The sequence below is a fragment of the Niallia sp. FSL M8-0099 genome (assembly GCF_038006945.1).
Taxonomy (GTDB): Bacteria; Bacillota; Bacilli; order Bacillales; family Cytobacillaceae; genus Niallia; species Niallia circulans.
Window position 1 is genome coordinate 2793318 of record NZ_JBBOWF010000001.1, and the last position, 13471, is coordinate 2806788.

15 protein-coding genes are annotated in these 13471 nt (G+C 36.1%); 6 read left to right on the plus strand and 9 right to left on the minus strand.

The features are described 5' to 3' along the window. Positions 1-210 precede the first annotated feature (210 nt). The gene (gene ispG / locus NSQ92_RS13900; RefSeq protein ID WP_173427262.1) at positions 211-1329 is read left to right on the plus strand and encodes a flavodoxin-dependent (E)-4-hydroxy-3-methylbut-2-enyl-diphosphate synthase; all 1119 of its coding nucleotides are present in this window, start codon (positions 211-213) and stop codon (positions 1327-1329) included. A gap of 53 nt (positions 1330-1382) precedes the next feature. Here the strand turns inward: ispG and NSQ92_RS13905 are convergent, their stop codons facing one another. Next, positions 1383-1775: a DUF4190 domain-containing protein gene (locus NSQ92_RS13905; RefSeq protein WP_095258972.1), complete on the minus strand. Its 393-nt coding sequence runs from the start codon at positions 1773-1775 to the stop codon at positions 1383-1385. 159 nt (positions 1776-1934) lie between these two features. On the opposite strand from NSQ92_RS13905, the gene NSQ92_RS13910 reads away from it, so the two are divergent. Further along, a complete protein-coding gene (locus NSQ92_RS13910; RefSeq protein ID WP_047941376.1) occupies positions 1935-2513 on the plus strand; it encodes a nucleotidase in 579 nt (192 codons plus the stop codon). Between the two features lie 144 nt (positions 2514-2657). Further along, a protein-coding gene (locus NSQ92_RS13915) for an IS3 family transposase (RefSeq protein WP_341132941.1) occupies positions 2658-3820 on the plus strand; the annotation gives its coding sequence in 2 pieces (ribosomal slippage) (positions 2658-2934 and positions 2934-3820; 1164 coding nt in all). 55 nt (positions 3821-3875) lie between these two features. Here NSQ92_RS13915 and NSQ92_RS13920 read toward each other — a convergent pair. Further along, positions 3876-4289, minus strand: a complete 414-nt coding sequence (locus NSQ92_RS13920; protein WP_047941277.1) for a Fur family transcriptional regulator — start codon at positions 4287-4289, stop codon at positions 3876-3878. A gap of 273 nt (positions 4290-4562) precedes the next feature. Here NSQ92_RS13920 and NSQ92_RS13925 point away from each other — a divergent pair, with 273 nt between their 5' ends. Next, positions 4563-4820: a DUF2624 family protein gene (locus NSQ92_RS13925; protein WP_016202998.1), complete on the plus strand. Its 258-nt coding sequence runs from the start codon at positions 4563-4565 to the stop codon at positions 4818-4820. A gap of 43 nt (positions 4821-4863) precedes the next feature. Here the strand turns inward: NSQ92_RS13925 and NSQ92_RS13930 are convergent, their stop codons facing one another. Both NSQ92_RS13930 and NSQ92_RS13935 read right to left on the minus strand, forming a co-directional pair. Beyond that, complete coding sequence (locus tag NSQ92_RS13930) at positions 4864-5757, minus strand: deoxyribonuclease IV (protein WP_047941278.1); 894 nt, start codon at positions 5755-5757, stop codon at positions 4864-4866. A 19-nt stretch (positions 5758-5776) separates the two neighbouring features. After that, a complete protein-coding gene (locus tag NSQ92_RS13935; RefSeq protein WP_047941279.1) occupies positions 5777-7087 on the minus strand; it encodes a DEAD/DEAH box helicase in 1311 nt (436 codons plus the stop codon). A 265-nt stretch (positions 7088-7352) separates the two neighbouring features. Here NSQ92_RS13935 and vrrA point away from each other — a divergent pair, with 265 nt between their 5' ends. Together vrrA and NSQ92_RS13945 are read left to right on the plus strand one after the other, a co-directional pair. Further along, on the plus strand, positions 7353-7943 hold the full coding sequence (vrrA, locus tag NSQ92_RS13940; protein WP_053215612.1) for a VrrA/YqfQ family protein: 591 nt from the start codon (positions 7353-7355) through the stop codon (positions 7941-7943). Between the two features lie 235 nt (positions 7944-8178). After that, positions 8179-9120 (plus strand): 4-hydroxy-3-methylbut-2-enyl diphosphate reductase, encoded by a 942-nt coding sequence (locus NSQ92_RS13945; protein ID WP_095322363.1) that lies wholly within the window; start codon positions 8179-8181, stop codon positions 9118-9120. A gap of 169 nt (positions 9121-9289) precedes the next feature. Here NSQ92_RS13945 and NSQ92_RS13950 read toward each other — a convergent pair whose 3' ends face one another. The 5 genes from NSQ92_RS13950 to rpoD form a co-directional block, all read right to left on the minus strand. Continuing rightward, positions 9290-9457 carry a hypothetical protein gene (locus NSQ92_RS13950; RefSeq protein ID WP_341152871.1) on the minus strand — a complete coding sequence of 56 codons (168 nt, stop codon included), beginning with the start codon at positions 9455-9457 and terminating at the stop codon, positions 9290-9292. Between the two features lie 361 nt (positions 9458-9818). Further along, positions 9819-10934: a Nif3-like dinuclear metal center hexameric protein gene (locus tag NSQ92_RS13955; RefSeq protein ID WP_341152872.1), complete on the minus strand. Its 1116-nt coding sequence runs from the start codon at positions 10932-10934 to the stop codon at positions 9819-9821. Beyond that, the gene (locus NSQ92_RS13960) at positions 10921-11631 is read right to left on the minus strand and encodes a tRNA (adenine(22)-N(1))-methyltransferase (RefSeq protein WP_095258978.1); all 711 of its coding nucleotides are present in this window, start codon (positions 11629-11631) and stop codon (positions 10921-10923) included. Before NSQ92_RS13960 ends, NSQ92_RS13955 begins: the two co-directional genes overlap by 14 nt. A 22-nt stretch (positions 11632-11653) precedes the next feature. Further along, positions 11654-12196 carry a hypothetical protein gene (locus tag NSQ92_RS13965; protein WP_341152873.1) on the minus strand — a complete coding sequence of 181 codons (543 nt, stop codon included), beginning with the start codon at positions 12194-12196 and terminating at the stop codon, positions 11654-11656. A 142-nt stretch (positions 12197-12338) separates the two neighbouring features. Beyond that, on the minus strand, positions 12339-13463 hold the full coding sequence (gene rpoD, locus NSQ92_RS13970) for an RNA polymerase sigma factor RpoD (RefSeq protein WP_047941284.1): 1125 nt from the start codon (positions 13461-13463) through the stop codon (positions 12339-12341). Between the last annotated feature and the right edge of the window lie 8 nt (positions 13464-13471).

A 13471-nucleotide genomic window follows, 5' to 3' on the forward strand; every position in this document is an offset into this window, starting at 1 on the left:
TAATCTAATCTGAGGAAGTTTTTTTGTTTTAACCAACAAGTTCATTTTTACCCTAGAAGTATTCCCAGTAAAAAGCTAAGCATTTTTCAGCAAGTTTCTTGTCAATTTCAATGTTTCATTGATACAATAGGTAAGGATATCAAGAATTAAATAAAAAGCTAATTATTTTGGCTTGTCCAATATAAAAGGAGCGAATCACCATTGAGTGAAATTATACATCGTACAAAAACCCGACCAATAAAAGTAGGTAATATTACTATTGGGGGAAGTAATGAATTATTTATCCAAAGTATGACCACAACTAAAACACATGATGTGGAAGCTACTGTAGCGCAAATTAGACGCTTAGAAGAAGCTGGCTGTCAAGTCGTGCGCGTAGCATGTCCAGATGAACGTGCGGCAAATGCTATCAGTGAAATTAAAAAGCAAATAAATATACCACTAGTCGTGGATATCCATTTCGATTATCGTTTAGCTTTAAAAGCAATTGAAGGCGGAGCAGATAAAATCCGAATCAATCCAGGTAATATTGGGAAAAGAGAAAAAGTGGAAGCTGTTGTAAAAGCGGCAAAAGCGAAAGGAATTCCTATCCGAATTGGGGTTAATGCCGGCTCGCTAGAAAAGAAAATCTTGGAGAAATACGGATATCCAACAGCAGACGGCATGGTTGAAAGTGCCCTGCATCATATCAAAATACTAGAAGACCTTGATTTTCATGATATCATTGTTTCCATGAAAGCTTCTGATGTTAACTTAGCAATAGAAGCATATGAAAAGGCAGCAAAGGCTTTTGACTACCCACTACATTTAGGAATAACAGAATCTGGTACGTTATTTGCTGGTACTGTAAAGAGCGCGGCTGGGTTAGGTGCTATTTTAAGCAAAGGCATCGGTAATACTTTACGTATTTCCTTAAGTGCTGATCCAGTTGAAGAAGTAAAAGTTGCTAGAGAACTGTTAAAGTCATTTGGACTTTCCTCTAATGCTGCAACATTAATTTCTTGCCCAACATGCGGCCGTATTGAAATTGATCTTATCAGTATTGCAAACGAAGTAGAGGATTATATCTCTACTATAAAGGCACCTATTAAGGTAGCTGTGCTAGGCTGTGCAGTAAATGGACCAGGAGAAGCAAGAGAAGCGGATATCGGCATTGCTGGAGCTCGTGGAGAGGGCCTACTTTTCCGTAAAGGCAAAATAGTCCGCAAGGTTCCAGAAGATACGATGGTCGAAGAATTAAAGAAAGAAATCGATGCAATTGCAGCCGAATACTTTGCAAAAAAAGCTGCAGAAGAAAAAGAGATGGATACTATCAGTGTCCAGCCATAACTTTAGGAAAATCTAACCTCAAATAAGAGGTTAGATTTTTTAATTGCTTCTTGCTAAAAGAATGGAGCAATAAAAATTCCAATGATAATGGAGATAGCACCTAGTGCAATAGCCCATGTTCCTAATGAACTTGCTCCTTTGCTTCTTGCGACGAAACCTAATACTATCCCAACAATCCCTAAAATGATAGGCATTACAAATAATGATAGGATAGAAATTACTAACGCCGCAATACCAATCCCTTTACCGCCTACTACTCCTCTGTCCCCCTCTACATCAGAGGTGACAGGGCGTGTATCAGCAGAGGTCATCGGAGGTGTAGCATTATAAGTCATTGGAGGTGTTATTTCTGCTGATGTTTCTTCCAAATAATCTACAGGTGATTTAGTTCGCTCTCTATCCTGAAAATCGTGACTATATCCTTCATTGCTATTTTGATCTGCCATGATAATCCCTCGCTTTCTTTCATAGGAGCATTTATTATCATCACCAAGTTTTTGATTCTTATGTCTGTTAAAGTTTTACATGATTTTTCTCTTCCTTCTTTTCCTTATCTTTATAATTTGGTAAGCTAGAGAGGAACAACAGTGGAAAAGGAGCACAAAATGAAGAAATTGCGTTTTGGAATCGATATTGATGGAACAGTAACCAGCCCAGCTGCATTTGTTCCTTTTTTAAATGAAAGCTTTCAATTAAATATTACGCTAGAAGATGTTGTACAGTATGAATTTTACCCTCTTGTAAATGTATCTAATGAGGAATTTGACAAATGGTTTATCGAAAACGAGGCAAGAATTTATGCAGCCTCTCCTCTTGCAGAGGGTGCAAATATTGTTCTCCAAGAATGGGCTGAACAACATGAACTTATCTTTATTAGTGCTAGAGGCGAAGGAATGCTTGAATTGACAAAAGAATGGTTTCTTAATCAAGGTATCAGTTTTAACCATATCGAGTTAATTGGTTCCCATCATAAAATAGCGGCCGCCCAAAAAAATAAGGTTGATATTTTCTTTGAAGATAAGCATGATAATGCAGTGATGCTCCATGAAGAATTAGGGATACCAGTTATTCTTTTTGACACACCTTATAATCGGAAACCGATTCCTAACGGTGTTAAACGCGTAACTTCTTGGAGTGAAGCAAAAAAATGGGTAGATGAATGGGCTAAGTCTTCTGTTAAATAACTCCTTTATTCGTTGCAAGATACTATCTCTATAAAAAAACGAAGCGATATCTTATGATATGTAGACTAACCTAAATAAATGAGACACTATAAAACACCTTCGAATGGTACACTTAAACAAAGTACTAACTCGGAGGTGTTTTGCGTGGGCAAAAACATATATTCAAGTGAGGTTAAATGGGCAGTTGTTAAAGATAAGATGAGTGGTCAGTTTACGAATCAAGAAATCATGCAGAAATATGGAATTAAAAATGTTTCTCAAATCAAAACGTGGATGAAATGGTATCGGGAAAATCAAGTTCATCGATTCGATCAACCTATAGGAAAACAGTATTCATACGGGCATGGTCCAGATAATTCAAGTGATGAAGATAAAAAAGAACGTCAAATGAATCACTTAAAGCAGGAAAATGAAATCTTAAAAAAGTATTTGGAAATCGAAAAGGAGTTGAAAAGGAAATTGTCCTCCAATTAGTACAGACATTACGAAAAAAATATACTGTATCAGCTATTTTATCTGCTTTACATGTTCCAAGATCTACGTATTATCGCTGGGCATCTTCGCAACCAATGGAGTTATCTAAGGAGGAGGAAACAATTATTTCCCTCTGCAAAGAAACAAAGTACCGATATGGACACCGGAAGATCAAAGAGCTGTTAAAGCGTAATTATCAAATTAAATTAAACCGTAATACTGTTCAACGGATTATGCAAAAATATCATCTTCAGTGTAGAATAAAGCAAAAGAGAAGGTGGAAATCACAGGGGGAATCGGTCATTGTTGCGCCCAATTTATTACAGCGAGAATTTTATGCAAGCAATCCTAACGAAAAATGGGTAACGGATATTACCTATATTCAATATGGTCCAGATACTTTATATTTATCTACCATCATGGATTTGTATAACAATCAAATCGTTGCCTATAAGCTTTATCCCCATCAACAAACTTCTTTAGTAATGGATACCTTGGATGAAGCACTAGAAAAACGAGGGAATCCTGAAGGAATAATCATCCACTCCGATCAAGGCAGTGTCTATGCTTCTTATGCGTATCAAAGTCGGGTCAGAGAGCAAAATTTAGTCAGTAGTATGTCACGCAGAGGAAACTGTTGGGACAATGCCGTCATTGAGTCCTTTCATTCTAATCTAAAATCAGAGGAATTTCAGTATGTTAAATTCCATTCTTTATCTTTAAAAGAAGTAAAAGAGCGTGTAGATCAATTTATGAGATATTATAACGAAGAACGTATTCAAGAAAAATTAGGCTACTACACACCAATAGAGTTTGGTAATATGGCAGCCTAAGAAGGTGTTTTATTACTGTCCCATATTGCTAGGTCAGTCTATATGCTTCGTTTTTTTAATTTCTGCACTCTGGGCATTTCCCGTAAATCTCAAATTTATGACCAGATACATCGTATCCTTTCAAGCTTTCTGATAGCTCTTCCATTGGGCAAGTAATAATTTCTTTTGTTTTTCCACAATCTAAACAAATAAAATGATGATGGTGGTGCTGGTGCGAACAAGTAAAACGAAAATGCTTCTCTCCATTTAATTCCGTCATTTCAAAAATATCCAATTCTTCAAATAAGGATAAATTACGATAAATTGTATCAAAACTAAGACCCGGATAATCATCCTTTAGCGATTCCAGAACATCCTTAGCTGTTAAATATTTATTCTCATTAGAAAATAGTGCCAATATATCTTCTCTTTTATCGGTATGTTTATACCCTTTTTCCTTCAGAATATCAAGTGCAGTTTGTACATTCATTTCTCCACCTCATCTCTTACACTTTTTTAAAATAATTTCATTGAATAATGAGGAAGAAAAACATCATACTCTCTAAATATTCATTTCCCCAATATACAAATATAAATCTATAGTAATCATTACGATTTATTTACAATAAATGATTCAAAATCAGTATACAAGAACGATTGATTGTTGTAAAGATATCTCATCCAGATAAGTTTGCCAAAGAAATCAAAAAAAGTTAGCACATTTTTGTTATTCGCCACATATGTTAGAATGGGGAGTGATGACATGAAAATTTTTGAAAACATAATCAATCATAAAATTAACAACATAACCTCTACTGAATTATTGAAATACAGTAAGCAATTCAAAATTAAAATTACAAATGAAGAAGCAGTAAAGCTTGCTAATCATCTTAACGGCCGAAAGGTAAATATTTTTAAGCCTAATGAACGTGCACAATTAATTAGAGAGGTAGCTAAATTAACAAGTCCTGCGACAGCAAAAGAACTAAATGATTTATTTAATTTATTTGCCGAACAGTAATATCTACTTAATGGAAATAAAAAACGCTCAGATGAGCGTTTTTTTAACTTTCTAGGATTTCTTGCAATAAGTTTTCATTAAAGGTTTTATTTTTAATCATTTCAATTTCATGTTTATATGGCGCTTTTTTATTTGTTTTATCGATACCGACATACGGTGTTTCCAATATCTTTGGAACATCCGCTAACTCTGGATGATGAACAATTTTCATTAAGGCATCAAAGCCAATTTGCCCGTACCCTATATTCTCATGTCTATCTTTTCTTGCACCAACGATATTTTTGCTATCATTAATATGCAATACCTTTAATTTATCTATTCCAACGATTCGATTGAATTCCTCTAAAACCCCATCGAAATCCTCGACAATATTGTAACCAGCATCATGTGTATGACATGTATCAAAGCATACAGATAATTTATCATTATGTGTAACGCCTTCCATAATCATCGCTAGTTCTTCAAATGTACGACCGCATTCAGAGCCCTTTCCAGCCATTGTTTCAAGAGCAATCTGTAAGTTTTCATTTCCTGTAAGTACTTCATTCAAGCCTTCAATAATCTTTTTAATCCCTACATCCGCACCAGCACCTACATGAGCACCGGGATGTAACACGATTTGTTTTGCTCCTAGCGCTTCTGTTCTTTCGATTTCACTGCGTAAGAAATTTACACCCAATTCAAAGGTTGCCGGGTTCGTAGTATTAGCAATATTAATAATGTACGGTGCATGTACAATAATATCGCCAATTCCATTTTGCTCCATATGAAGCTGTCCTGCAGCAATATTTAAATCTTCTATTTTTTTTCTTCTCGTATTTTGGGGTGCGCCTGTGTAGACCATAAAAGTATTTGCCCCATAGGAGGCTGCTTCTTCACTTGCGCCTAATAACATCTTTTTCCCGCTCATTGATACATGTGAACCTATTTTCAGCAATTCAATCTCTCCTCTTTCCCTATTTTCTTCTACTCTTAATACGCTTTTCTCTCTTTTTAATTGTTTCTACTTGCTGCTGCATTTTCTTCTTATAGCCCGGTTTCACTTTTTTCGGTTTTTTGACAAGGGATTTTGCCTTTAAATCAATTTCATCTACTTGTTTTTTGCGGTTTTTTCGACGATTGCGATCATCTAATTCAATCCACTCACCCTTTTTTAGATCCATATGCTTAAATTCAACGCCAAGTTTTTCTAATTGATTAAGCTTGTCCTCATCGGAAGGCTCATAAATCGTTAATGCTATACCTGAATAACCAGCTCTGGCCGTTCTACCAACACGGTGTACATAAAAATCTAAGTCTGACGGAAGCTCATAGTTGATAACATGACTGATTCCTTTAATATCTATTCCTCTTGCTGCTAGGTCTGTTGCCACAATATATTGAAACTCTAAATCAAGAATTTGTTTCATTACTTTTTTACGTTCACGAGGTGTTAAGCCACCATGAATTCTAGCAACTTTAAGACCTTTACTTGATAAACCATTTGCAACTTCATCACACATCTGTTTTGTATTTGTAAATACAATAGCAAGATAAGGATTAAAGCTTACTAATGCCTCATATACCGTTGTAATTTTATCTCGATGTCTAGAAGGAATTAACACATGTTCAATTTTTGCTGCCGTTAACTGCTTTGGCTCAATATGAATAAAGGTTGGATTTTCTAAATATTTCTTTAAGAAAGGTTTTAATTTCTCAGGTATTGTTGCTGAGAAAACAAACATACTTAAATCCTTAGGCATTTTTGCAGCAATTTGATCCACATCTTCAATAAAGCCCATATCTAGCATCAGATCTGCTTCATCGACAATAAGGATTTTTGCTGTATGCACAAATAATGCTTGCTCGTTGACAAGATCATTAATTCTACCTGGCGTTCCAACAACAATTTGTGGCTGCGTTTTTAATTTTTCAATCGAACGTTGTTTATCCGTTCCCCCAATAAATAATCGCGAAGAAATCGGCTGATCAGAATGCTTCGTAATTTTCTGTATTTCTTGGTAAATTTGATTAGCCAATTCTCTGGTCGGCGCTGTAATAACTGCTTGCACTGCTTGCTTTTCCGGATTGACTTTTTCAATGATTGGCAAAACATAAGAATGCGTTTTGCCTGTCCCTGTTTGTGACTGACCAATGGCGCTTTCCCCTTTTAAGATAAGTGGAATGACCTTCTGCTGAATTTCTGTCGGTTCATAAAAACCTAATTCATCAATTGCATCTATAATAAATGGTTTTAATTCATATTGGTTAAATAGATTATTACTCATATAAAAACTCCTTATTAGCCAGATAAATGAGTGTGCACAGATTTGACATTTACCTATAGCTCTTTTGTCCATCATTTAATTATAATAAAAAATCGCTTAAAAGGCTATAACGTGCGCCCTTTTTATTTTTACCAATGTATTTTACTCTATTTCTAGCTTTTATCTTTCTTTTGCTAGCTATCCAGATTTTCTGTTAAAACCTAAACATATTAGTATCTGTTGCATATTCTATAAAGTAGTATAAGTGAAAGGAGGCGTTTTAAATATGATGCCACCAAGACAGCGTGGACCGTTTCAAGGACCGCCAATGGGCGGAAGAATGCCAGGAATGAGAGGTCCTTCAAATTTTCCTGGCGGACCGATGGGGAGAGGTGCAATGCCTAGCAGAGGAAATGGCGGAGGCGGAGGACTATTATCAAGATTACTTGGAGGAGGCAATAATGCTGCTGGGGCAGCTACGAATGCTGGAGCAAGAAGTGCCGCTTCTGGAGGCGGTGGATTGCTAAAAACGTTAACTAACCCTTCCTCCATTAATGGATTTTTGGCTAATTCTCAAAAATTCCTTAATACCGCAAGCCAAATCGGTCCCATGATTAACCAATATGGACCAATGGTGAAAAACATCCCTGCGATATGGAAAATGTATAGAGGACTAACAAGTTCAAATAAGGAGACAGAAGAGACAGAAGTAACGGAGCAAAAGACAAGTAAGGAAATAAATAAAAAAACTACTAGCAAACCACAAACTAAGAAAAAAATTAAAAATCCCGAAACAGATCATCATGATTTGGAAACAGAAACAGAATCATTACCAGAAAAAACTACTGGTGCCTCAAAACCAAAACTTTATGTATAAATTCGGCTGGCCATAACTAGCAAAACCATTCAGTATATTTGAATTGGATCGGTTTTTGCTTCAGTTGGTCAGTATTTTTTTATCCTTTTTTGGCTAACTTATTTTCCAGACACTTATGCTTTGTAAACCTCTCTTATGTTATATATAATAAACATGTTATATTATAAAGGAAATAATAGTATCTATAACTTAATATATTTGTTATATAGTAGGATCATGCAGGAGGAATCGGAGAATGAAAGTTATTAAAATTGCACCACGAGGTTATTGCTACGGTGTTGTTGATGCTATGGTAATTGCTCGAAATGCTGCTTTAGATAAAACATTACCTCGCCCCATCTACATTCTGGGGATGATTGTTCATAATAAACATGTAACAGATGCATTTGAAGAGGAAGGTATTATCACATTAGATGGAGAAAATAGAAAAGAAATATTAGATAAAGTTGATTCAGGAACAATCATTTTCACTGCCCATGGTGTATCACCAGAAGTCCGCAGAATAGCGAAAGAAAAAGGGTTAGTAACATTGGATGCAACCTGTCCAGATGTAACCAAAACTCATGATTTAATTAGCGAAAAGGTTAAAGAAGGTTATTACATCATTTATATAGGAAAAAAAGGCCATCCGGAACCAGAAGGAGCTGTTGGTGTCGCTCCACACGCCGTCTCACTAGTAGAGACACTTGAGGACCTTAGCGGCTTAGAAATTAACCATGAGAAAATCCTTGTAACAAACCAAACAACGATGAGTCAATGGGATGTAGCTGATTTAATGGAAAGCATTAAAGAAAAATTTCCACAAGCTGAATTTCATAAAGAAATCTGCTTAGCAACTCAAGTTAGACAAGAAGCTGTTGCTAAACAAGCAGGTGAAGCAGATGTATTAATTGTGGTTGGCGACCCTAAGAGCAATAACTCTAACCGATTAGCACAAGTTTCCGAAGAAATTGCCCATACTACTGCTTATCGCATAGCAGACATCTCAGAACTCAAGCTAGAATGGTTGAAAGGAGCGAGCAGTGTGGCAGTGACTGCTGGTGCATCCACTCCGACTCCTATTACGAAAGAGGTAATAAATTTTCTAGACCAATACGATCCAGAAGACGAGAATACATGGCAATTTGAAAAGAAAGTTCCTTTAAATAAGATTTTGCCGAAAGTTAAGGCAAAATAATGTATAGAACAAGCGCTCTCTTCTTTAAATGGAGTGCTTGTTTTTATTTTGGTACATTCTCTCTTTATGAACGCTTGTTTTCTTCCTTCACTGGTAATTTCGGCGTTCACCCCCTTTTATGAACACCACTTTGCTCTCTTCCCTCTCCAATTTCGGCGTTCACCCCCTTTTATGAACACCACTTTGCTCTCTTCCCTCTCCAATTTCGGCGTTCATTCCTTTCATGAACGCCATTTTGCTCTCTTCCCTCTCCGATTTCGGCGTTCATTTCTTTCATGAACGCCATTTTGCTCTCTTCCTCTTCGGTTTCGGTGTTCATCCCTTTCATGAATACCACTTTGCTCTCTTCCCTCTCCAATTTCGGCGTTCACCCCTTTCATGAACACCGCTTTACTCTTTTCTCTCTCCAATTTCGGCGTTCACCCCTTTCATGAACACCACTTTGCTCTCCTTCCCTCTCCGATTTCGGCGTTCATTCCTTTCATGAACGCCATTTTGCTCTCTTCCCTCTTCGGTTTCGGTGTTCACCCCTTTCACGAACACCGCTTTACTCTTTTCTCTCTCTAACTTCGGCGTTCAACTCCTTTTCAGCGTTGCCCCTTGAAAAACGCCCCTTGTATACTTTCTTTACAAGAAAAAAACAGACATTCCCTTGGTCTCCCTCCAAAAGTTTGTCCGCTTTTTACCTTGAATCTAGATTATACAAATGTAAAAGGATCGGTGTGAGTTAAGGAAGGGAAAATTTCCACATCATATCCTTTCTCATCACACATCCTCTTTAAAACTTTTGTTACACCATTCTTCATCACTTTTTCAACATTGTGTCCTGGATCAATAATATTTAGTCCCGCTGCTTGGGCATCATGGGCAACATGATAATACATATCCCCTGTAATATAGACATCTGCCCCTTTCATTAAAGCATGTGAATAATACTTATTGCCGTCTCCACCTAATACTGCTACTTTTTTAACTCGAGAATCTAAATTCCCCACTACACGTACTCCATTTACATCAAGGACTTTTTTGACATGGTCAGCAAATTCTCCCAGTGTTGTCTCTTCTACTCTTCCAATACGCCCTAATCCTAACTGCTCTCCTTTTATCTGTAAATCATAAATATCATAAGCCACTTCCTCATATGGATGTGCCTTTACCATTGCTCTTACTATTTTCTTTTCTTTCGAAGCAAGATAAACCGATTCTATCTTGACTTCTTCTACTTGCTCCAGCTTATTAACACTTCCTATATAGGGAACAGCTCCTTCCAATGGCAGAAATTCTCCAATTCCTTCCGTCGAAAAAACGCAGTGACTATAATTCCCTATTGATCCTGCGCCTGCATCGCCAATCGCCTTTTTCACTTGTTCTACATGTTCTTTCGGGACATATACTACTAATTTCTTTAATTTTTCTTCATAAGTAGGAACTAAAACTTCCGCATCCTGAATGCCTAGAGCGTCACTTAAAAGGTCATTTACCCCGCCTTTTGCAACATCAAGATTCGTATGAGCAGCATATACAGCAATATCATTCTTAATTAATTTATGCATTAATTTTCCTGCAGGATTGTCCATTGTTATTTTAGAAAGAGAGCGAAAAATAGGAGGATGGTGAGCAATGATTAAATCCACCTTTTTAGATATTGCTTCTTCGACTACCTCATCGAGAACGTCTAGAGCAATCATAACACGTTTTACTGGCCTACTTAAGTCTCCCACCTGCAGCCCGATTTTATCTCCTTCCATTGCATAAACTTTAGGGGAAAATTGTTCAAATAAAGATATTATTTCATAACCATTAATATTCTTCATTGTTTATCACCTCATCCACTAATTTTATCTTATTCTGTAGTTCGGTCCGTTTCTGTGTATTTTCCACTGAGTCAGGTGCAGATTCTAACTGATCAAGAATTCTTTGCCAGTTCTTTTTCTCAAGCTTCCATTTTTTAACGAATGCTGCATCTTTTTCTTTCATTAAAAATGGTCCAAATAATAAGGCTCTTTCTTCGGATAAAGATGGAGATTCCCCTTTTTCCGCTACTAGAACCTCGTATATTTTCCCATCCTCTTCTAAAATTTCTTCTGCCACTAAAGTCCAGTTATTTTTTAATAGCCACTCGCGAATTGAAAATGCACTAATATTGGGCTGGAGGACTAATCTCTGCACAGATTGTAATTTATCTTTTCCATTTTCCAAAATGGATGTAATTAATGCCCCTCCCATTCCTGCAATGGTAATACAATCTACTTCATTTTCTCCAATTACTTCTAAACCATTTCCTTTGCGTACAGATATTTTCGAAGTTAAACCTTCTTGTTTTACTTGTTTAATCGCTGATTGATATGGTCCTTCCACCACCTCACCTGCAATGGCAGACTGAACCTCTTTTCTTTTTACCATATAACATGGCAAATAAGCATGGTCTGAACCAATATCCGCAAATTTTGAATTTCTAGGTATGTATTTAGCAACGGTTTCTAATCGTTTTGATAATCTATCTGTATTCATTATATCCCCCACATTTCAAATTCTAGTTAAACATATACTTGGATACAACAAGTATGACTAATAAAGAGGCTCCAATATAAGCAGAAATCGTAAAATATAGCAGTTTATACCTTTTACCGCACATATACCAAAATAAACAATTAAGAAATAAAATGATATATAAAAATATTATTTCATTTACAAAAAAGTATAAAATAAATGCTACACTAAATAAAAGAAAAATAATAGCAGCAACAGTGGCTGGGATATCTACATTTAACTGTTTTTTATTATACAAAAAAATACCGACAAAACAAAAAATCAGAAAAATTAGTGAAATAGCCATTTGCAAAATAAAAGACAATTCAGTAAAATATAATAAAAATATAGTTATTGGGATGAAAGAAAAAAATAGTAAAGAAGAAAGTAAGAAACCCCTTCTTTTTTTACTAATTGTATTTTCCTCTACCCCATTACCTTCAGTATATAGGGTAAGTAAATAATCACAATAATGTTCTGGAAGCATTTTATTTTCTTTCCAATAAGCGATTTCCTTAACAATAATCGTTTTTCGCTGATCTTGCATTTTTAAGTATCACTTCCTGTAGTTTAAATTAAGTAAACCAAGAAAAAATAAAACCTTAAAAAAAAGAAATAGCCACTTCTTACAGGAAGTAAACTATTTCTTTATAGGATCGTACTTGAAGACCACTTAAACCTTTGGCAACTTATTCTAAGAAATCTTTTAATCGTTTGCTTCTGCTTGGGTGTCTTAACTTTCTTAATGCTTTTGCTTCAATTTGACGAATACGCTCACGTGTAACACCAAATACTTTACCAACTTCTTCTAGTGTACGTGTACGACCATCGTCTAGTCCAAAACGCAATCTTAACACATTTTCTTCTCTATCTGTTAGTGTATCTAATACATCTTCTAATTGCTCTTTAAGCAATTCATATGCAGCATGCTCTGAAGGAGATGTAGCATCTTGGTCCTCAATAAAATCGCCTAAATGGGAATCGTCTTCTTCACCAATCGGTGTTTCTAAGGAAACTGGCTCTTGAGCAATTTTTAATATCTCTCTTACCTTATCTGGTGATAAATCCATATCTTCTCCAATTTCTTCTGGAGATGGTTCGCGGCCAAGATCCTGTAGTAATTGACGTTGAACACGTATCAATTTATTAATGGTTTCCACCATATGAACAGGAATACGGATTGTTCTTGCCTGGTCGGCAATTGCACGCGTAATTGCTTGACGAATCCACCATGTTGCATACGTACTAAATTTAAATCCTTTTTCATAATCAAATTTTTCAACAGCTTTAATTAAGCCCATGTTACCTTCTTGGATTAAATCAAGGAATTGCATTCCACGGCCAACATAGCGTTTGGCAATACTTACAACTAAACGTAAATTAGCTTCTGCTAAACGACGTTTTGCTTCTTCGTCACCTTGTAAAATACGTTTTGCTAGGTTTATTTCTTCTTCTGCTGAAAGCAAATCAACTCTTCCGATTTCTTTCAAATACATACGAACTGGATCATTTATTTTTACACCTGGGGGAACACTTAAGTCATTTAAATCGAATTCTTCCTCCCCTTTAGCGAGTTCTTGGACATTTGGAGCTTCTTCTTCTCCATCACCAATTAATTCGACTCCCTGATCACCTAAAAATTCGTAAAACTCATCCATCTGGTGTGAATCTAATTCAAAACTAGATAATTTCTCCGCAATATCATCATATGCGAGCACACCTGTTTTCTTACCTACTTCTGTTAATTGTTCCTTTACCTGATCAAGGGTTAGTTCCGTTTCAATCTCTTTTGAACGGGCAGACTTTTCAGCCATATGTCCCC